Source organism: Paenarthrobacter sp. CAP02 (assembly GCF_040137855.1).
GTDB lineage: Bacteria > Actinomycetota > Actinomycetes > Actinomycetales > Micrococcaceae > Arthrobacter.
In genome coordinates this window covers 234,074-253,615 of the sequence record NZ_JBEEII010000005.1, presented here as the reverse complement: position 1 = coordinate 253,615, position 19,542 = coordinate 234,074, and the positions used below count along the sequence as shown (strand labels likewise).

20 protein-coding genes are annotated in these 19,542 nt (G+C 63.1%); 13 read left to right on the top strand and 7 right to left on the bottom strand.

Translation table 11 applies throughout. The annotated features are described in order from the left end of the window. Positions 1-31: 31 nt before the first annotated feature. A complete protein-coding gene (locus ABHM97_RS11045; RefSeq protein WP_235519771.1) occupies positions 32-946 on the bottom strand; it encodes an oxygenase MpaB family protein in 915 nt (304 codons plus the stop codon). A 63-nt stretch (positions 947-1,009) separates the two neighbouring features. Next, positions 1,010-2,449: an MFS transporter gene (locus ABHM97_RS11040; RefSeq protein ID WP_349470692.1), complete on the bottom strand. Its 1,440-nt coding sequence runs from the start codon at positions 2,447-2,449 to the stop codon at positions 1,010-1,012. An 85-nt stretch (positions 2,450-2,534) separates the two neighbouring features. On the opposite strand from ABHM97_RS11040, the gene ABHM97_RS11035 reads away from it, so the two are divergent. Both ABHM97_RS11035 and ABHM97_RS11030 read left to right on the top strand, forming a co-directional pair. Further along, the gene (locus ABHM97_RS11035) at positions 2,535-2,912 is read left to right on the top strand and encodes a MarR family winged helix-turn-helix transcriptional regulator (RefSeq protein ID WP_235519774.1); all 378 of its coding nucleotides are present in this window, start codon (positions 2,535-2,537) and stop codon (positions 2,910-2,912) included. 282 nt (positions 2,913-3,194) lie between these two features. Then, complete coding sequence (locus ABHM97_RS11030; RefSeq protein ID WP_235519775.1) at positions 3,195-4,847, top strand: ABC-F family ATP-binding cassette domain-containing protein; 1,653 nt, start codon at positions 3,195-3,197, stop codon at positions 4,845-4,847. Here the strand turns inward: ABHM97_RS11030 and ABHM97_RS11025 are convergent. Further along, the gene (locus ABHM97_RS11025; protein ID WP_235519776.1) at positions 4,830-5,237 is read right to left on the bottom strand and encodes an MFS transporter; all 408 of its coding nucleotides are present in this window, start codon (positions 5,235-5,237) and stop codon (positions 4,830-4,832) included. The genes ABHM97_RS11030 and ABHM97_RS11025 overlap by 18 nt on opposite strands. Between ABHM97_RS11025 and ABHM97_RS11020 the strand changes: the two genes are divergently transcribed. Beyond that, positions 5,228-5,443, top strand: a complete 216-nt coding sequence (locus tag ABHM97_RS11020; protein WP_349470691.1) for a hypothetical protein — start codon at positions 5,228-5,230, stop codon at positions 5,441-5,443. The genes ABHM97_RS11025 and ABHM97_RS11020 overlap by 10 nt on opposite strands. A gap of 18 nt (positions 5,444-5,461) precedes the next feature. On the opposite strand, the gene ABHM97_RS11015 is transcribed toward ABHM97_RS11020, so the two are convergent. Then, positions 5,462-5,668 carry a hypothetical protein gene (locus tag ABHM97_RS11015; protein ID WP_284985299.1) on the bottom strand — a complete coding sequence of 69 codons (207 nt, stop codon included), beginning with the start codon at positions 5,666-5,668 and terminating at the stop codon, positions 5,462-5,464. A gap of 263 nt (positions 5,669-5,931) precedes the next feature. On the opposite strand from ABHM97_RS11015, the gene ABHM97_RS11010 reads away from it, so the two are divergent. The 3 genes from ABHM97_RS11010 to ABHM97_RS11000 all read left to right on the top strand — a co-directional run bounded on the left by ABHM97_RS11010 (position 5,932) and on the right by ABHM97_RS11000 (position 9,070). Beyond that, positions 5,932-7,404, top strand: a complete 1,473-nt coding sequence (locus tag ABHM97_RS11010) for a M23 family metallopeptidase (RefSeq protein ID WP_349470690.1) — start codon at positions 5,932-5,934, stop codon at positions 7,402-7,404. 76 nt (positions 7,405-7,480) lie between these two features. Continuing rightward, entirely contained in the window at positions 7,481-7,963 is a 483-nt protein-coding gene (locus ABHM97_RS11005; protein WP_349470689.1) for a glutathione peroxidase, read from the top strand. Positions 7,964-8,104: 141 nt separating this feature from the next. Then, positions 8,105-9,070 (top strand): phosphodiesterase, encoded by a 966-nt coding sequence (locus ABHM97_RS11000; protein WP_349470688.1) that lies wholly within the window; start codon positions 8,105-8,107, stop codon positions 9,068-9,070. Here ABHM97_RS11000 and ABHM97_RS10995 read toward each other — a convergent pair. Both ABHM97_RS10995 and ABHM97_RS10990 read right to left on the bottom strand, forming a co-directional pair. Then, a complete protein-coding gene (locus ABHM97_RS10995) occupies positions 9,048-10,637 on the bottom strand; it encodes a stealth family protein (RefSeq protein WP_374111536.1) in 1,590 nt (529 codons plus the stop codon). The genes ABHM97_RS11000 and ABHM97_RS10995 overlap by 23 nt on opposite strands. Positions 10,638-10,666: 29 nt before the next feature. Further along, complete coding sequence (locus ABHM97_RS10990) at positions 10,667-11,587, bottom strand: Cof-type HAD-IIB family hydrolase (RefSeq protein WP_349470687.1); 921 nt, start codon at positions 11,585-11,587, stop codon at positions 10,667-10,669. Between the two features lie 136 nt (positions 11,588-11,723). On the opposite strand from ABHM97_RS10990, the gene ABHM97_RS10985 reads away from it, so the two are divergent. Together ABHM97_RS10985 and ABHM97_RS10980 are read left to right on the top strand one after the other, a co-directional pair. Further along, on the top strand, positions 11,724-12,023 hold the full coding sequence (locus ABHM97_RS10985) for a type II toxin-antitoxin system VapB family antitoxin (RefSeq protein ID WP_018778077.1): 300 nt from the start codon (positions 11,724-11,726) through the stop codon (positions 12,021-12,023). Between the two features lie 58 nt (positions 12,024-12,081). After that, positions 12,082-12,729 carry a LytR C-terminal domain-containing protein gene (locus ABHM97_RS10980; RefSeq protein ID WP_349470686.1) on the top strand — a complete coding sequence of 216 codons (648 nt, stop codon included), beginning with the start codon at positions 12,082-12,084 and terminating at the stop codon, positions 12,727-12,729. Here the strand turns inward: ABHM97_RS10980 and ABHM97_RS10975 are convergent. Continuing rightward, positions 12,707-13,438, bottom strand: a complete 732-nt coding sequence (locus tag ABHM97_RS10975; protein WP_235519788.1) for a TetR/AcrR family transcriptional regulator — start codon at positions 13,436-13,438, stop codon at positions 12,707-12,709. The two genes, ABHM97_RS10980 and ABHM97_RS10975, sit on opposite strands and share 23 nt — an antisense overlap. A 130-nt stretch (positions 13,439-13,568) precedes the next feature. Between ABHM97_RS10975 and ABHM97_RS10970 the strand changes: the two genes are divergently transcribed. The 5 genes from ABHM97_RS10970 to arfA all read left to right on the top strand — a co-directional run bounded on the left by ABHM97_RS10970 (position 13,569) and on the right by arfA (position 19,542). Next, positions 13,569-14,570 carry a LacI family DNA-binding transcriptional regulator gene (locus ABHM97_RS10970; RefSeq protein ID WP_235519792.1) on the top strand — a complete coding sequence of 334 codons (1,002 nt, stop codon included), beginning with the start codon at positions 13,569-13,571 and terminating at the stop codon, positions 14,568-14,570. Between the two features lie 184 nt (positions 14,571-14,754). After that, a complete protein-coding gene (locus ABHM97_RS10965) occupies positions 14,755-16,089 on the top strand; it encodes an extracellular solute-binding protein (protein WP_284985303.1) in 1,335 nt (444 codons plus the stop codon). Positions 16,090-16,126: 37 nt separating this feature from the next. After that, positions 16,127-17,047: a carbohydrate ABC transporter permease gene (locus ABHM97_RS10960; RefSeq protein WP_349470685.1), complete on the top strand. Its 921-nt coding sequence runs from the start codon at positions 16,127-16,129 to the stop codon at positions 17,045-17,047. 2 nt (positions 17,048-17,049) lie between these two features. Beyond that, positions 17,050-17,952, top strand: a complete 903-nt coding sequence (locus ABHM97_RS10955; protein ID WP_235519795.1) for a carbohydrate ABC transporter permease — start codon at positions 17,050-17,052, stop codon at positions 17,950-17,952. Between the two features lie 51 nt (positions 17,953-18,003). Then, a complete protein-coding gene (gene arfA / locus ABHM97_RS10950) occupies positions 18,004-19,542 on the top strand; it encodes an arabinosylfuranosidase ArfA (RefSeq protein ID WP_349470684.1) in 1,539 nt (512 codons plus the stop codon).

The window sequence follows — 19,542 nt, the reverse complement described above, 5'->3', positions numbered from 1 at the left end:
GGCGAGAGCTCACCCCTCGGCGAAGGGCTCCTCAAGCGTCCGCGTAACCAAGCCTCTGCAACCGTCTCAGGGCTGCTTGTTCGCTGGGCCCGTGGGATCCGAGGGCCAGGCGAACCATGCCCAGCACAGCCCTAGCCGAGGTGATGACGGGCAAGGGGATGGGGCCAAACCTGGGCGGCCGGAGCCCCAGCATGTCCTGATAGCGGGGTTCGAGGCTTGCGACGGCGGCGGCGAACAGGATGCGGTAGCCAGGACGGAGCATGGGGCTTAGTGGCGGATGGCGAATGAACCACACTGTCTCGGCCAGGCGTTCGTCGGCCCGCAGGATTCCTGAGGCGTACCACTGCTCCAGTTCTTCACGGACCTCGGCTTCGGTCAGTGGCGGATCCTCCACTCCCATGAGCCTGCCGGCTGTAGCCCACTCGCGGACGTAAGCGTCGGCTCCGCCGGGGATGGGTCGGCCCCAGATGCGGTTGGCGGTTATGAAGGAGTCAGCGTAGGTGATGTGTACCCAGCGGAGGAGTTCGGGATCGTTGGCCGCGTAGTCGCGCTGGATTCCTTTGCCGTCAACGTACGTCCCGCGGACGCGCTCATGGATTTTCCGGACCCGCGTGGTGGCGGCCTGGGCGTCCTCAGTTGATCCGTAGGTCACCGTGAAGATCCACCTGATGGTGTTCGCCAGGCGGCCGAGCGGATCCTTCTGGAACCCGGAGTGCTCGTACACCCCGGCCAGCGCGCCGGGATGCAGGGCCTGCATCAGCAGGACCCTGATCCCGGCGACGATCGTTGCCACGTGACCGTGAACCGACCAGACTGCCGACCCCGGCAGGTGATATCCGGCGTCGTGCCCTTCCGCCAGACGCGGTACCCACTCAGGCGGCGTCCCCGACGTCCCTGTGAACGTGCGCTGGAGTTCGTGCCTGTACTCGGTGAGGTAATTCCTCATGGTCCATTCGACCTCGGAATGACCCCCGTGTATAGGGGCACTTTTTGTGCAAAAGCGCAGCGGTCAGGAGGCGACCCGGCGCCGGGAAGGCGCTGCTGCCACCAGCAAAGCGGCGATGGCGACGGCGGCACTCAGGATCAGTCCCGGACGGTATTGTTCCAGCATGGCCTGGGCGCTGACGGTACCCGACGCGTGTCCGTGGCCGCTCACCAAGGCTGTGGTGACGGCCAGTACCAACGCGGCGCCGACCTGGGTGCTGGTCTGGATCAGACCGGCTGCAAGCCCTTGCTCGGAGTCGCGGATGCCGGCAGTGGCCTGGACATTGATGGACGGGAAAGCCAGCGCAAAGCCGATGCCCAGCAGGACCACCGACGGAAGGATGTCCAGCGCATAATTGGGCGTGGTACCCACCCGCAGGAACAGGACATAGCCCAAGCCGAGGGCCGTCAGCCCGGTGAGGATGAGTTGCGTGGCCCCGAACTTTTCGATGAGACGGTCCGCGAACGGTGCGCTGGTGGCCACCAGCAACCCCGCGGGCAGCAAAGCGAGTGCCATCCCCAGCGGCGTCCAACCCAGCACGGACTGCAGGAACATGGTGACGATGAACTGGAAGCTCAGGTAGGAACCGAACAGCCCAACTGCGCTCAGGTTTGCCCGGGCCACCCAACCTTCCTTGAGGATACCGAAGCGGATCAGCGGGTGCTTGACCTTGCGCTCGATGATGGCGAAGGCCACCAGCACGGCGGCAGAAACCGCGAACCCGGCGATTGTTGCCACAGATCCCCAGCCCTGTTCAGGTGCTGAAACCAAGGTGTAGACGAGGCCGAGCATGCCCAGGGCGAGCGTCACGGCACCCCAGATATCGTGCCCGCTGTCTTCCACCGACGGCTTGTCCTTGGGAATGAACTTCATGCCCAGCAGGACCACGATCACGGCGATCGGCACCGAGACCAGGAACGTCCAGCGCCAGCTCAGGCTGGTCATCAGACCGCCAACCACCAGGCCCAGCGAGAAGCCACTGGCACCGAAGGTGGTGAAGATGGACAGCGCCTTGTTGCGCTCGCGTCCCTCCGCGAAGTTGGTGGTGATGATGGAGAAGCCCGTGGGTGCGGTGAAGGCGGCAGCGAGGCCCTTGACGAACCGGGTGGCGATCAGGATGGCGGGATCGTCAACCAATCCGCCAAGGAGCGACGCTGCCGCGAACACGGTCAGGGCAATGAGGAAGATTCGACGGCGGCCCAACAGGTCCGCGAGTCGGCCGCCGAGGAGCAGAAGGCTCCCGTAGCCAAGGACGTATGCGGAAACGATCCATTGCAGGGAGTCGGTCCCGAGGTTGAGTTCATGTCCGATGGAGGGCAAAGCAACGCCGACCATGGAGACGTCCAGCCCGTCCAGGGCCAGGACGGTGCAAACGACCATCAGGAGCAGCCACTGTGCCCGCGTCCAGCGGACGGCTGCAGCCAGGGGCTCGGCAGGCTTTTTGAGGGTGGTGGGTGATGTCATGAGCAACAATCTATATGACGCGTCATTCAATGACAAGGAATATTATGACGTGGATTCTAACTGCGTCATGAACTAGAATCAGGACATGGCAACGACGCGTGACCGCCAACTTGTTGAGCAGTGGCGAAGCATCCAGGACTCCTACTTCCGTACCGCAGCGGCGATCGACCGTGCCCTGGAAGCCAAATTCGATATCGGCCTGAATGAGTTCGAAATCCTCGATCTCGTAGCCGACAGCGAAGAGTCTTCGTGCCGGATGAAGTCGCTGGGGGAGCGGACGCCCATGACCCAAAGTGCGGTCTCCAAGGTGGTGGACCGGTTGGAAAAAGCCGGCCTCGTTACGCGCCAGACCTGCGCCGACGACCGCCGCTCGTTGTTCCTGGAACTCACTGAAGCCGGCCGTACCCTGCACACCTCCGCCGCGGTGGAGCACCGGGCGCTGTTGAAGGAAAACCTGGGCTGAAACCGGCTGGAGGGCTTCTTCGCGGGGGGGGGGGGGCAATGCAGGGCGGTGTGGGACGGCGTCAGCCCCTGGTCCCTCCACCGCCAGAAGGCCATTGGCGGCAAGTTGCCTTCATTGGGGGCTTTTGCGAGACTGTAACCCTCTATTCCCCAGTGTTAGGCCGATGTTTTGACGGGCATTACAGGTTTCACGACGCCAACCGTGCGCTGACCTTGCCCTGATGCCCATGCCGGCCAGTGGTTGCAGCGCATTCGCTGAAACCACTGGAGCCTTCGGAGCATCATGTCTACAACAAAAAACCCGTCCATCACCCTGACCGACGTGCGCCTTCAGTGGCCCGACGGTACCGTCGCCCTTGCCGGGATCTCCGGAACATTCGGAGCGGGCCGCACAGGCCTTGTGGGATCCAACGGTGCCGGAAAATCAACCTTGCTGCGCCTCATAGCCGGGAGCCTTGCCCCTACGAGCGGCAGTATTACGACCAACGGTGATGTCGGGTACCTTCCGCAGACACTCACCCTCGCGACCGACTCAACGGTGGCAGACCTGCTGGGTATCGGCCAGAAGTTGAAAGCACTGCGGGCCATCGAAGCCGGCGACGTTTCGGTGGAGAACTTCGATGCGGTGGGCGATGACTGGGATATCGAAGCCAGGGCGGACAAATCCTTGCGCCACATCGGCTTTACGGGGGCGGACCTGGAGCGGAACGTAGGCGAAATTTCGGGAGGCGAAGCGATGCTTGTTGCCATCACAGGGCTCCGGCTTCAGGGGACAGCAATCACTCTCATGGACGAGCCAACGAACAACCTGGACAGGCAGGCGCGAATCAAACTGTCCGCCCTCCTCTCCACGTGGCCGGGGACGCTGGTGGTGGTCAGCCACGACCTGGCACTGCTGGAGCTAATGGACAACACGGCGGACCTGCATGGTGGCGAACTCGAAGTGTTTGGAGGTCCGTACAGTGCTTGGCGGTCGTATATGGATGAGCGGCAGGCCGCAGCGGTTCAGGCTGCCCAAGCTGCCAAGCAGGCAGTGAAGACTGAGAAGCGCCAGCGCCAGGAAGCTGAAATGAAGCTGGCGCAGCGTGTCCGCACCGGTCAAACCAGCTATGACAACAAGAAGGGCTCCAAGATCCTTATGAATCAGCGGGCCTCCGATGCGCAGGTGTCAGCGGGCAAGCTGCGATCAGGATCGGATGACAAGGTGGACGCTGCCCAGGCTGCGCTGGATGTGGCTTCCTCCAAAATCAGGGAAGACGAACGGATCAGCGTGAACCTTCCGGATCCGGACGTTCCCCGCAGCCGGCGGATCGCCGAGCTGCGGGGAACCAATCGTGCCTTTGTGGTGGAAGGGCCGGAACGGGTGGCCATCATCGGCGCCAACGGGGTGGGAAAAACCACCTTGCTCGAACGCCTGGTCAGCGGGGAACCGTTGACAGACGATGATGACGACGTCGAATCCGGCACCGCTGGTGGTCAGCTCCTGACCGGGCGGTCCGGGTATCTGCGGCAGCGGCTCGATGGCCTGGACGAGGCCGCGACAACTTTGGAAAATGTTCAGGCGGCCGCGCCAAGTGTCCCTGTCGGGGAAATCCGCAACCAGTTGGCCCGGTTCTTGTTGCGGGGCGATAGCGTCTACCGTCCCGTTGGGACTCTCTCCGGTGGAGAACGGTTCAGGGTTTCCTTGGCCAAGCTTCTCTTTGCCGATCCGCCGCCACATGTACTGATTCTCGATGAGCCAACAAACAACCTCGACATACAGAGTGTGGACCAACTCGTGGAAGCGTTGAATGCCTACCGCGGTGCCGTCATCCTGGTCAGCCACGACGACGGGTTCCTGGCCCGTCTCGACCTGGACCTGGTGCTGAGCCTGGACCATGACGGGTCACTCACCGAGCTGCCGTCTCTGCCCGTTGGGTCAGGGTCGGGAAGCTGACGCGTTTCCCGCCGCCCTGCGTTGGGCGAGGTAGATCAGTGCAGCGCAGGGGACGGCCAGGGCGTAAAACCACGTGGCCGAGGCGAAGACTGCTCCGTAGGCCTCGGCTCCTGCCATCCCTTGGGCTGTTCCGCCGGAGCCTGCGAACACCACCGTCAATAGTGCCAAGCCGATGGACCCGCCCAGTTGATGTGCCGTGTTGACCAGTCCGGAGGCGGCACCGTTATCCGCTGGCGCGACGCCTGACATGCCAAACTCGGTCAGCAGGATGATTGCTGTTCCTTGGCCGATTCCGAGCACGATCAGCGGAAGCAGGACGTCCGGGAAATACGCGGTGTCCGGGCCTATGGAGCGACTTGCCGGCGGGCCTTGAAACCTTGGTGGCCTCACACCAGGAAAAGCTTTCCCGGATCCAAAGCGCCCAGAAAGCCGGCAACCTTCGCTCTGATCTCACACCCATCGAGCTGCTGGCAAGCGTGCGGGCCTTGGCCATGACCTGGCACACGCTCACTCCCGAGATGGCACGGTCCAAGCTTCCGAGCCTCAAACGGCGCCGCGAAACCATCATGGAGAACGTACGCAGACTCGTCAGCTAGTCCGATACTAGGTCCGAATCAGGGCTTTCCTTCGTAAAGGCCATCTACGGCCGAGGCCATCAGCCGGAGATCGACAGGGGACGCCACCAGTGCTTCGTGCACGTAGGCGTCGAACTCGAAAGCGGTGGCGTTTCCTCCCCGACCCCAGTATCCGGCCCACAATCGGTAGAGGGTCACGGCATTCTTCTCTAAAAGGATGCGTGCGGTCCGCTGTGGATCATCCATGGTGACATCCCAGTGCTATCGAGGCGCTCTCTTGCGAGGCATGAAATAATTCGCCTGATTAGCGTCCACCGTACAGGGCTCGGAGCCCCCGATTGCACGGGCTACGACTGCCTGAGGTAAAGCTCAAGACATCTTGAGCCAAAACTGATGGAACCTTTCCTTGGCAAGGGCCCGCGAAGCCTTTATTTCTGTTGTGATTCCCGCAACAATGGTGCTTGCACGCCAGGCTGGGGTTTGGTGACGCTGGCTTTGGGGAGTGTTTTGTGGGCAAGCATCATGATTCAAACCGGGCAGTTAAACTGATCCGTGCCATAGGTTTCCACCGCGTCCTGATCGCTGGAAGCCTCGCCATTCTGGCGTTCATCGCATTTGGCTTCCAGCCACTCACCTCAGTGCCCGCCGGCAGCATCGGTGGTTCCCTGGCGCAAGGCGTTGTTGAACCGACCGCGTTGGGCACCTTGGTGGCCCCGGAGGCCGAGACCACGGTCATTGATCCCACCCCCGAGCCCCCGGCACAACAAGCCGGAACGCCTATGGTCCACTTCGACCGGGCTGTGGTCAGGACCGTCAGCAAGGATGGATCCACTGGCCTGACAGTCGCCTCAGCGGGTATGCCACGCCCGCCCGCTGGGAGCTTGTACGCGCCTCTGGAGGTCCTCAATCCGAGCTCGCCCTACGGCTACCGCTACAGCCCCTTGACCGGCCTCCCCGGTGAGTTCCACTGGGGCCAGGACTACGCTGCAGCATGCGGCACCCGGGTCTACGCCGCCGACGCCGGTATCGTCCGGGCGGTTGGGTGGCACATTTGGGGCGGCGGCAACCGTGTGGAAATCGAGCACGGCAACGGCCTGGTGACCACCTACAACCACCTGCAGGCGATCGGCGTCACCAAGGGCCAATCTGTGCGGGTGGGCGAAGTCATAGCCCAGGTGGGCACCACGGGTTGGTCCACAGGCTGCCACCTCCACTTCGAGACGATCGTCAACGGACTGCACACCAATCCGAACGGCTGGATCTACTTGCCCATCAAGCAGGTTGATCCGTTGCAGCCCATCACCATGGTGAGCTACGAGCCAGGCGTTGGAACGGGCACCACGGCCACCCCGCAGTGGGCCGTACCCGTGGCCGATGGAACCAACCGTGCAGTCGTTGGCGGCGAACACGAAGAGCCTGTGGCATTGCCAGTCGTGGTTCCACCGGTTTCCTCGACGCCTGCAACGCCCAGGGCCCCAGGCACCAGCAACCCGCCAGCCACGCAGACCCCGGCACCGTCCGTAACGGCGACGCCCACACCGACACCCACCGTCACGCCGACTCCGACGCCGACGGTCACGCCGACGCCCACGGTCACGCCGACTCCGACGCCCACCGTCACGCCGACTCCGACTCCGACGCCGACCATCACGCCCGCGCCCATACCGACGTCGACAACAACTGCGCCGTCCACGACTCCTGTGGCGCCGACGGTGACGGTCCCCGTCGCACCGGCACCGGCCGTCGTCGTACCTCCGGCGGTGCACGCACCAGCGGCCACGCCGCCCGCTGCTGCTCCAGTGGCGCCTGCACCGGCACCAGCTGCTCCCGTCGCGCCGGTGCCGTCGCCGGCAGCCGTACTTCCGACGACGCTCCCGGCGGTGGTCCTTCCGCCCGGATACATCCTGATCGGTACGGACAAGGTCCAGCGTCCGGATGGTGTGATCGTGCCGTTGTCCACGCTGGTCATCCCAACGCCCTAGGTTTCGCCGCACGGCAAGCTCCCGTAAGCTCGATGGCGGCGATCCAGCCGGCCGACGACGTCAGGAAGCGAATCCCATGACCAGCCTGTACAGCATTCCCCTCACCTTCAACGACGGCTCCGACGCTGACTTCGGCCGCTTCGAGGGGAAGGCGGTGTTGGTGGTCAACGTCGCTTCGGAATGCGGCTTCACGCGGCAGTACGCGGGCCTGGAGGAGTTGTACGGCAAGTACCGGGATCAAGGCCTGGAGATCCTGGGCGTGCCGTGCAACCAGTTCGGCGGCCAGGAACCGGGCGCGGACCACGAAATCGCGGAGTTCTGCGAGCGTAACTTTGGCGTCTCCTTCCCCTTGACCAGCAAGGCAAACGTGCTGGGCAAGGAACAGCACCCCCTCTTCACCGAACTGACCCGCGGCGCCGACGGCGAGCCCGTCAAAGTGAAGTGGAACTTCGAGAAGTTCGTCATCAACCGCGACGGACAACTCGTGGCGCGATTCCCATCCGCAGTGGAGCCCGACTCCGAAGACCTGATGAAAGCAGTGGAAGAAGCGTTGGCGTAAGCCATCAATTCGGAAGGGAGGGAAAGTAATTTTCCAACATTCCGCCGGAAATTAGCCAGATGTTGGCTTGTTGTCTGGTTGGATTGGCCCTACTGGATTGACACGGGAGGCGCCGCCTCCCACTGAACGCTAAGGCAAGCTATGGAGCTCATCGAGGCTGAATATCCCAAACCAGGTCATGTGCTTTTGCACCTGAGTGATCTTCACCTGGTGGGTGGTCCAAACACGCTCCACGGTTCCGTGGACAGTGCAGCCAGGCTCCAGGAAATCTGCGATCAGATCATCGCGTCCAGGATCCGGCCTGAGGCCATCATTTTCACCGGAGACCTGGCGGACAAGGGCGAGCTCCACGCTTACGAGCGGCTCCGCGAAATGATTGAACCCGTCTGCGACGCGCTCGGGGCCAAGGCCATCTGGGCCATGGGCAACCACGATAACCGGGCGAACTTCCGTGCTGCCTTTGAGGACGCGTCCGAGACCAGCAAACCCCAGGACCCGGTCGACCGCAGCTACTTCGTGAACGGTCTCCGCATCATCACCTTGGACACCACAGTGCCCGGCCATCACTACGGCGAGCTGTCCGAGGCCCAGCTTGAGTGGCTGGCTGCCGAACTGGCCACTCCCGCCCCGGACGGCACCATCCTGGCCCTGCACCACCCCCCGGTTCCCTGCGTCCAGGACCTTGCGGTGTTGGTGGAGCTGCGCGGCCAAGCCGCACTGGCCGCCGTCGTCCGCAATTCGGACGTTCGCACCATCCTGGGTGGCCACCTGCACTACTCCACGACGGCGGGCTTCGCCGGCATCCCGGTGTCAGTCGCCTCGGCCACTTGTTACACCCAGGACCTGGGAGTGCGTGCCGGTGGGCAGCGTGGCCGCGATGGAGCGCAGTCGTACAACATGATCCACGTTTACGAGCACACGATTGTCCACTCAGTGGTTCCGATGTCCGGGGGAGTGACCGTTGGCGAACCCGTGGATGCTGCAGAGGTTCAGCGGAGGCTGGCCGAAGCCGGCATCCGCATCCCGCACGAGTCCCGGGTAGGGGCGCACACTTCCCCTGGGACGCTGACCTCGTCGCTGCCGCTTATTTCTCCCAGGGTGCCTTGACCGGGAAGTACTTTTCCAGGAAATCGGTCACGAGTTCCGCACGTTCCTCTGCCGCGACCTCCGGGAAGCTGCCGTCGTTCAGGCAGAAGAAGTCCATGTGGCGCTTCGCCAACAGCTTGGGCAGGTAGTGAAGTCCCGCCCACATGGTGGTGTCCACGTACCTGACCTTGGCATTGGTTTGCGTCACAGCGCGGCCCGTGAGCAGGGCGTAGTAGTGGTAGAACGAGTTGGTCACGGAGATGTTGTCCGCGGCACGGAAGCGGCTGCCGGCGGTCTTGGCGAATTCCGCAGGGAACTCTTTTTCCATCCGGGCCACGACGCTGCGGCGCAGCGGGGCGGCTGTGTGCTCCAGGTGCCGGGTGGTGATCCGGCCGAAGCGCTCCCAGAGCAGTTTGCGGTTAACGCGGGCTGCGTTCTCGAAACCGCTCCGCTCGGCATCGTTCTCGCCCAGGCCAATGCGGGTGTCCGCTTCGATGAACTTGGTGATGCCGCCAGGAGTGAAGAACATGTCCGGACCCACGGGGCGGCCAAAGAACATGTCGTCGTTGGAGTACAGGAAATGCTCGGACAAACCCTCGATGTGGTGGAGCTGGCACTCCACGGCCTGCGAATTGTGGGTGGGAAGGACTGAAGGGTCGGCGAAGAACTCCTCGCTGCGCACCACCGTCACCGCCGGGTGATCTGCCAGCCACGACGGGGTGGGCGAATCAGTGGCGATGAAGATCCGTCTGATCCACGGCGCGAACATGTGCACAGAGCGCAGCGCGTACTTCAGTTCGTTGATCTGGCGGAAGCGGGCCTCACTGTCATCGCCCTCCCCGAGTACGGCGTCGGCCTGCAGGGCGCGACGCCGGGCAATGTACTCCGGGTCGCTGCCGTCAACCCAGGAAAAGACGATGTCGATGTCGAAGGCGATGTCGCTGGCGTGGTCCGCGAACATGTTTTCGATGGTGGGCCAAGTCAGGCCGTGCCGTTGGACGGTACCCCGCACGGCGTCCTGCCGCAGCATGGTCCGGCGGGTCAGGGAGTTCTCCACCGGAAGCTCCAGGTGGTCGCCTTCGAACCTCCACAGCTCAAGCTGCACACCCAATGCGGGACCGTACCAGAGGCCGCCGCCGGTCTCGACCCGGGGCCGGTACAACCGGAAGATGCGGGATTTCCTGTTGGTGGTCAACTCGCCATCGGCCACCAGCACCGAGGTCTTTTTCTTGGCGTCCACGGTCATGGAATAGAACGGCTCATTGCGGAACGCCGCAACCAGCGCCTCCCGGACCACCTTGCGGGACTCCCAATCGACGGCGATGACAGGCCGTTCGTCGTTGCCGCGCACCAGGATGAAGTCGATGCCTGCTGCGTCCAGGGCAGCCCGTACGGCCAGGAGGTCGGACACCATGGCCTGTTGCGGGGTGAGGTCGCTGTTGACCAGGGCGTACCGCCCGCGGTGACGGACGACGTCGGACCTGTGTTTCAGGTGCGCGACGACGGCAGGCGAGACCGCCTCGGCGATCGTGTCTTCTTCAATGGAAGGGCTGCCGTGGTAGATCGGATCGACCTGTGCTTGTGTGATGGCTGTTCTCCGGAATCGTTTGGGTGGAGCTAGATGGAAAGTGCTTCGCGCCAGCTGCGGAGGAAAGCGCCGCCGGCGTCGTCGTGGATCACGTCGTCCGCCAGTTCAAGGTCGGCGGCCGTCAGGATGGTGTAGGGCTTCACCGGTACGCCGTCTGCGGGGCGGACATCCACGTGTTTTACGTCGTGATCGTTGTGGTGAAGCCAGTCTGCCATGGCATAGTCCGTGCGGGAATCGCCCACGGTGCGCCATGACAGGGGAGTGATGCCTTGGGCTGCCAGCAGTTCGACGGCGCGGCTCGCTCCCAGGTCCTTGCCCAGCCGCACCGATTCAATGTCAGTGGAGATGATGGTGGGGTCCAGGCGGTAGTCCACAGCGTCGTCGGATTCCGGGGCGTGGTGGTCCAAAATCGCGGCGCTCAGGCCATGGCGTCCCATGATGTCCAGGGCATCGGCGTCGAAGAGTTTCTGTTCCGCCAGGTAGTCCTCGTTGGATACTTCCAGGTGCTGTTCCACGGAAACCATGGCCCGCTTGGTTTCGTCGAAGAACATGTGGGCGGAATAGTCCTCGGCAACGAGCCTGCGGATATCGTCACCGTAGGCTTTGGGCACGGTGAGCTCGTGGTCCACGTGGATGGTCCCGGGGCCGTTCGCCGTGTAGCTGAACCACACGGCGCCCTTCTCGCAAATGGCGTGGATCACGGTGTGTGCCGGCATCCCGGCGGCAATCATGGGTTTCATGACCTGTTCACTGATGAACGCGTCCGAGCGGCCCGTGTTGAAGATGACGGGGATTCCTGCCGAGGCAAGGGCCACCAGGTCGGCGATGATGTCAGGCTTGACGTCGCGCGTCACGGGGCTGGCAATGGGGCCGTCAACGTCCAGGAGCAGCGCCAGGCGAGGGGTGGCTTGGGCGGCGGTCCGGTCAGTCCCTTGGAGCGGTTGAGTCATGCCCCTATTCTGTCAGTCCCTGCGGGAACCCTCACAGCTGTGACGTCCCACGAAGGATAGTCACCTTTTGGCCACAACCTGCCTGTGCCGGGGGTCACAAGTTCCGTTAGCGCGGTAACTTCCATAGGCTTGCAGGGTGATCTTCAAAGCTGTGGGCGAGGGACGCCCGTACCCTGACCATGGATATTCCGCGCCGCGCGATTGGGCTGCCCTGCCTCCGCGCCCGGTGCGCCTGGATGACCTGGTGACCACCAAACGGACCCTGGACCTGGAGGCGTTGTTGGCAGAGGATTCCACGTTCTTTGGCGATCTGTTCCCGCACGTCGTCCAATACCAGGGGGTCATGTACCTCGAGGATGGCCTGCACAGGGCGGTCCGTACGGCGCTCCACCAAAGGACGGCCATCCACGCCCGCGTATTGGTGATCGATGGCTAGGCCGGCCGCCACGGAGCAGGACACCCAGCGGCCAAAAAAACCTAAGCGTCCCAAGGATGTGACGCAACTGCACGGCCACCACGTGGTGACCGGATCGGAACTGCGGGCAACGTTCGCAGATGATCCCACGGTTCGCCGGGGCAGCTTCGGCCGCCGGCTGTTCCACGGCATTGTGTTGGTCCTGCTGGTCGGAATCATTGCGGCCGGCGCGGTGGGGGCCTGGGCGATCATGAACGGCGTCATCAAGGTACCCACGGCTGTCGCCAGCAAAGCCCCCAGCAGCCTGTGCCCGACCACCACATTCGACTACGTGCCGAACGAAACCGTGAACCTGAACGTCTTCAACGCCACCTCGCGGGGTGGGCTGGCGGGCACGGTTGCCGCCGAATTCACCGCCCGCGGCTTCAAGGTGGGCTCCGTGGCCAACAGCGACACCGCGTACTCGGGTGTGGGTGTGGTTGTCTCCGGAGTCAAGGGGCAGGCGGCGGCCTTTAACGTCCAGCGGAACCTGGCTGGAACGGACTACTTCCAGGACAATCGTGAAGACGGCTCCGTGGACGTGATCCTCACACCCGGCTATGAGGGACTGGTGGAACCGCAGCTGGTGGACCAGACTCCCGGCAAGCTCCTGTGCCCGCGTGAGGACCTGCGGATTGCTGACAAATCCAAGTGGCCTGTGGTGCCTACCCTGCCGGCAGGGCAGTAGCTGCCTGTCCGGCAAGGACGTTGAGGATCGGCCGGTCGAGCCGCACCGGGTTGCCGGCCTCGTCAAAGCGCGCTCCGGCTCCCAGCTGGATGAAGCGAACCGTCTGTTCGGTGTGTGCTTCCAGCGCGGCGAGCAGCTCGACGTCGGGGGCCGGGGCCGGTGCGGAAGTGTCGCCGTCGGGCGTTCGGTTGCGTCGTGCGGCGCTGGCCGAAAGCGTTCCGTGGATCAGACGCGCCAGCTGGGCGACATCAATGTCCGGGAGGTAGCCCTGTTGGACGCCGTCCCGGAGGATGTCCTGGAGAAGGACGTTGAGGTCACCCACGTGATCTGCGAGCTTGGCGAAGGAACCGGGCGAGAGGACAGCGGCCATGGCAGGACCCGGCGGCAGATGCCGGCGGCTGAGGTCCTCAACCTGCGCCCGGACGTACAGGGCGAGCCGGTCCACAGGGTTTTCCAGCGCGGCCAGCGAGTCCCGCAGGTCGACAATGAAGCGCTCGGTCTCATCCAGCGCGTAGGCGATCAGGAGCTGTTCCATGTCCGCGTAGTAGTTGTAGACGGCCGTCCGCCCCACCCCGGCGTGCCGGGCCACGTCCGTCATGGTCAGTCCAGGGAGGCCGTGGGTGAAGAGGAGTTCCCCAAAGGCGGTGAGAATCCGGCGCTGGGTCTCGGCGCGTTGGGCAGCGTTGGTGGGGGCCGTGATCCTGGGCATATAGACACTTTACCGCGATCTGTCAGCAAGTCGGCTTGAGAGGGGACATCCACATCCCTGCAGGGCTGCGTAAGGTGGGGTAAAAATTCGCGTAGCATCGTGAAAACAGGCAACAAGTAAGGGGTGGATCGTGCGCGCAACGGTCAAAGACGTGGCGCGCCGCGCCGGGGTTTCACCCAAAACTGTCTCCAACGTCATGAACGGCGTTGTACCCGTAGCTGCCCCCACGCGCCTCAGGGTGGAGCAGGCCATGGCCGAGCTGGACTATGTTCCCAATCTTTCGGCGCGGGGCCTCCGTAATGGGCGCTCCGGAGTGATCGGCTTGGCCTTGCCTGACCTTGCCACCCCGTTCTCGGCAGAGCTTACCCAAAGCATCGTGGAGGTTGCCCACGCACAAGGCTTCAGCGTGCAAATCGAAGAGACCGGTTCCGATCCCCACCGGGAACATGAATTGATGACCCGCGCCCGGGCCAACCTCATCGATGGCTTGATCCTCAACCCCGTGGTGCTCAAGGAAAGTGCCGTGCAAATGGGTGTCGCACTGCCGCCGGTTGTCCTGCTTGGTGAGGTGACGCAGCAGTTGGCGGACCGGGTGTTCGTAGACAGTTTTGCTGCTGCCCGGGACATGACATTGGCGCTGGCCAAGCCCGGACGCCGGCGGATCGCTGTCCTGGGTGTCAATCGGGGCCGGCATTCTGCGACCGCCATCCAGCGGGCCGGCGGCTACGAGGCTGCGCTGCAGATCCTGGGCATACCCAAGGATGAGTCGCTGATGATTTCCTGCGACAGTTGGACGCCCGCCTCCGCCGCTGCGTCCCTCGCGGAATACCTGGACGCCAACCCCCTGCCCGACGCCCTCTTCTGCTTCACCGACTCCATGGCACTTGGCGCTTTGAACACGCTGTGGAAGCGGGGCGTGCGGGTCCCGGATGACATTGCCGTGGCCGGCTTCGATGACGTGAATGATGGGCGTTATGCCGTGCCGTCCCTGACCACCGTGTCCTTTGACAAGCGGGCCATAGCCACGCAGGCGCTCCGCTTGCTGACGGAGCGTATGTCCGACAGGAACCACGGGCAGAAGCTGGTTGAGATCGGCTACACCATTGAGGAGCGGGACAGCAGCAAGTCCTGAAATGATAGCTCTCCCCTAAATTGTGTGCGCTAACAATTTTCTCTTGCCCGATCGATTACATCGTTGTAATGTGAGAGCTGCGTCACCCCAGGGCCACCTTTTACCCGAGTGTGGGGCGCACCGGAGCCGGAATGATGCAGCGCAGCATGTGACCTTTCAGCGGACCCATCCAAAGGAGTGACGGGTGAAGCACTTTGAATCTTTGACCGGGAAACAGTTATCCCGGAGACAGCTATTGGCAGGATCAGCCCTTGTTGGCGGCGGGCTCATGGCCGCTACGCTCACAGGCTGCGGGGGAGCGGCGCAGGCTGCTCCGGTGCAGGACATCGACTTCTGGCACCTGCTCTCAGGTGGTGATGGAATCAAGATGCAGGCCATGATCAACGCCGCCAACCAAGCCAACCCCGGTTTCACGGTGCACCCCACGGTGCTCGCCTGGGGCCCGCCGTATTACACCAAATTGGCCATGGCCTCAGCGGGTGGCAGGCCGCCGGAGGTGGCGATCATGCACGCCAGCCGGGTGCCCGGGTACGCACCCGGTGGACTGATTGAGCCGTGGGACTTGGATCTGCTGGCGGAAAACGGAGTCACTGCCGCGGATTTTGCGCCGAGGATCTGGGAGAAGAGCCAACAAGACGGCAAGGTGTTCTCCATTGCGCTGGATTCCCACCCGTTCATCATGTTCTACAACACGGATGTTGCAGCCAAAGCCGGCGTCCTGGGAAGCAACGGACAGCTGGGGGAAGTCAGCTCCCCGCAGGAGTTCAAGGCCATGGCACTGGAAATGCAGAAGGTCACCAAGGCCCACGGCTTGTCCTTTGGCTACCTGGGCAGTGGTTCGCAGATGTGGCGCCTCTTCTACACCCTCTACAAGCAGCATGGCGCCGACATGGAACTGACTCCCGGGCAGCCGATGAAGGTTGACCGGGATGCTGCCATCGAGTCCCTGGAGTTCATGGCCTCCCTCTTTGACGACACCATCGCGGCGCAGGCGGGCGACATCAGCACGGGCATCGCGGAATTCGCCCGCGGCAGCTCGGGGATGCTGTTCAGCGGTGTCTGGGAACTCCCCACCATGAAGAAAGCCGGCATTCCCGTGGATGCGGCCACCATTCCCACCCTCTACGGGACCCCTGCCTCCTATGCGGACTCGCACTCGTTCGTCCTCCCGCGGCAGTTGAACCACAACGAGGACAAACGGAGGGACGTCTACAAATTCGTCACCGACGTCCTCAAGGGATCTTTGTCCTGGGCCGAAGCGGGGCACATCCCCGGATACCAGCCGGTGGTCCAGTCACAGGCCTACCGTGATCTCACTCCGCAGATCCACTACGCCAACGCGGCGGACATCATTGCCTACGACCCCGAGGCCTGGTTCAGCGGCTCCGGTTCGGATTGGCAGACCTACTTCGCGGAGAACGTGCAGAACGTACTTCTGGGAAGGGACAAGGCAGCTGCAGGTTGGGATGCCTTTGAACAACGCACCAACACCCTGCTCTCCCGCCCCAACCCGGTTTAGCCCGGCCCTACGGCACCGCGCGACAAAGGAGTCCTTCATGAGTACCTCTACCCTGTCCCGGCCCAGGCCGGGGAATCTGCGCACATCACTGAACCGCAGCAACAACAACCTGAGTGGTTGGGCCTTTGCTACGCCATTCCTGGTGTTCTTCCTCGTCTTCCTTTTTTGGCCCATCCTCTACGGCTTCTACATGAGCCTCACGGGCAAGTCCCTCACCGGCGCCAACGACAGCCTGATCGGATTCGCCAACTATGCAGAAGCCCTGGCGGATGCGGACATGTGGCATTCCCTGGGCAACACCCTGTACTTCACGGTGATCAGCACTGTTCCGTTGGTCCTGGTTGCCCTGGTGATGGCCGCGCTGCTTAACGTCGGGCTGCCGGCCCAGTGGCTGTGGCGCCTGAGCTATTTTGCCCCGTACCTGCTGGCATCAACGGTGGTGAGCCTTTTCTTCACCTGGATGTACAACCCGCAGCTGGGCCTGATCAACGAGTTCCTCACGGGCATCGGACTGCCCAGGGTTGCTTGGCTCAATGATCCCAACGTTGCCATGTGGGCGATCGTCATCGCTACGCTGTGGTGGACGGTGGGTTTCAACTTCCTGCTCTACCTGGCCGCGATGCAGAACATTCCGGCCCAGCATTACGAGGCAGCGTCCCTGGATGGAGCCGGAGCCTGGCGCCAGTTCTTCTCCATCACACTTCCGCAGCTCACTCCCACCACTGTGATGATCGTGCTGCTCCAGATCCTGGCATCCCTGAAAATCTTTGACCAGGTGTACCAAATGACCGCCGGCGGCCCGGCAGGATCCACCAGGCCCGTGGTGCAGTACATCTTCGAAACCGGGTTCACCGGCTACCGGCTGGGCTATTCCGCAGCCATCTCCTACATCTTTTTCGGACTGATCGTGGTTGTTTCGGTCATGCAGTTCGTCATCACCCGCCGCAGGAGTGCATAACCATGGCCACAGCTACAATCACCCGTCCCGCACCACAAACCACCCAAGCCAGGAAATCCGGGTTCCGCCAGCCACGCAGAAAACTGACGATCGGCAGGATCGCGGCAATCGTCGTCGCCGGGTTCATCGCGGTGCTGTGGCTGATTCCCTTCGCCTGGGCCACGGTCACCGCTTTCAAGAGCGAAACGGATGCCGCGGCTCCGGACGTCACGTGGGTGCCGCCGTCGGGCTTTACTCCGGACGCGTTCGTCAAGGTGTTCCAGGATGGCAACATCCCGCTCTGGACGTGGAACTCGCTGTACACCTCGGCGGCCATCACGGCCATCACCCTGGTGATCTCGGCCCTGGTTGCCTACGCCCTGTCGAGGATCGACTTCAAGGGCAAGAAAGTGCTGATGACGGTGATCATCGCCTCGATCATCATCCCGCCACCCGTGCTGATCATCCCGTTGTTCTACCAAATGCTGGCATTGAACCTGGTCGATACGTCCTGGGCCATCATCCTCCCGCAGGTCATCCACCCGGCCATGGTGTTCGTGCTGAAAAAGTTCTTCGACCAGATCCCGCGGGAACTCGAGGAAGCGGCCGTGATGGACGGCGCCAGCCGCTTGCGGATCTTCACCCAAATCATCCTGCCGCTGTCCCGGCCCATCCTGGCCGCCGTCGCAATCTTCGTGTTCATCGGTGCGTGGAACAACTTCCTGTGGCCGTTCATCGCCACCAACGACGGCGGACTGCTGACGCTTCCGGTCGGCCTGCAGACCATCAAGAGCGCCTACGGAATCCAGTACGCGCAGAACATGGCGTCCGCGTTGCTCGCCGCTCTGCCGCTGATCCTCGTCTTCCTGTTCTTCCAGCGCCAGATCATCAAAGGCGTTGCGACGACGGGACTCGCCGGAACCTGACCGGCACCTTTCAGACCCCACACCCAGACCTGAAACCAACCAAGGAGATCCATGTCCCGCGCACGCATCACCCTCGACCGCGACTTCACCATTGGCGAGGTCCCCCGACGACTCTTCGGCTCCTTCGTGGAGCACATGGGCCGCTGTGTCTACACCGGGATTTACGAACCCGGCCACCCCGAAGCCGACCAGAACGGCTTCCGCCAGGATGTCCTGAAGCTCGTCAAGGAACTCGGCGCCACCGTGATCCGCTACCCGGGCGGCAACTTCGTTTCCGGGTACAACTGGGAAGACGGGGTTGGCCCCGTCGAAAACCGGCCGCGCCGCCTGGATGGCGCCTGGCACACCGTAGAGACCAACGCCTTCGGCCTGCACGAGTTCGTGGACTGGTCAAAGCAGGCCGGCACCGAAATCATGGAAGCCATCAACCTGGGCACCAGGGGAGTGGACGCGGCCCGGGAAATCGTGGAATACGCCAATCACCCCGGCGGCACCTACCTCTCGGACCTCAGGGCCAAGAATGGACACAAGGACCCGTTCAACATCAAGCTCTGGTGCCTGGGCAACGAGCTGGACGGGCCGTGGCAGATCGGCCACAAGACCGCCGACGAATACGGCCGGCTGGCGCAGGAAGCAGCGAAGGCCATGCGGTTCGTGGACCCCTCACTGGAGCTTGTGGCCTGCGGCAGTTCCAGCTCCTCGATGCCCACGTTCGGTGCCTGGGAGCAGACCGTCCTCACCCACACCTACGAGGAGGTGGACTACGTATCCCTCCACGCCTACAACCAGGAGCACGATGGCGACGTGGGCAGCTTCCTGGCATCCGCCGTCGATACCGACTACTTCATTGAGTCGGTGATCGCCACCGCGGATGCGGTGCGGGCCAAGGGCAAGCACAAGAAGCACATCAACCTGTCCTTCGATGAGTGGAACGTCTGGTACCAGCGCGGCCTGGATACCGAGGACCAGCCCCACAATGTCATCAAGGCCGGTTGGCGTGAGCACCCCCGCGTGATCGAAGACAAGTACAACGTGACCGACGCCGTGGTGGTTGGGACCCTGCTGAACTCGCTGCTGCGGCACGGCGATCGCGTCAAGATCGCCAACCAGGCGCAGCTGGTCAACGTGATTGCGCCGATCCTGTCGGAGGAGAACGGCCCGGCCTGGAAACAGACCATCTTCCACCCGTTCTCCCGGATGGCCGAGCTCGCCAAGGGCCAGATCCTTCGGCTCTCCGTCAACTCGGACAAGTACTCGAATGATCGATTCGGTGACACGGACCTGGTGGACGTCAGCGCCACCTGGGACGAGGAAACAGGGCGAGTGGCACTGTTCTTAGCGAATCGCGGCTTGGAAGAAGCGGCCGACGTCGAGGTATCGCTTCGCGGTTTCGACGCCCGCCAGGTACTCCGCGCCGAGGTCCTGGAAATCCCTGAGGGCGGCGATCGTTTCACCATCAACAGCCAGGAACAGCCGGGCCGTGTGGGCCTTACGGCACTCGATGGGGTGAAGGCAACCGGCTCGGAGCTGCGCCTGACGCTGCCCGCATTGTCCTGGGCCGTCGTCGAGCTTGAGGTTGTGAAAGCCTAG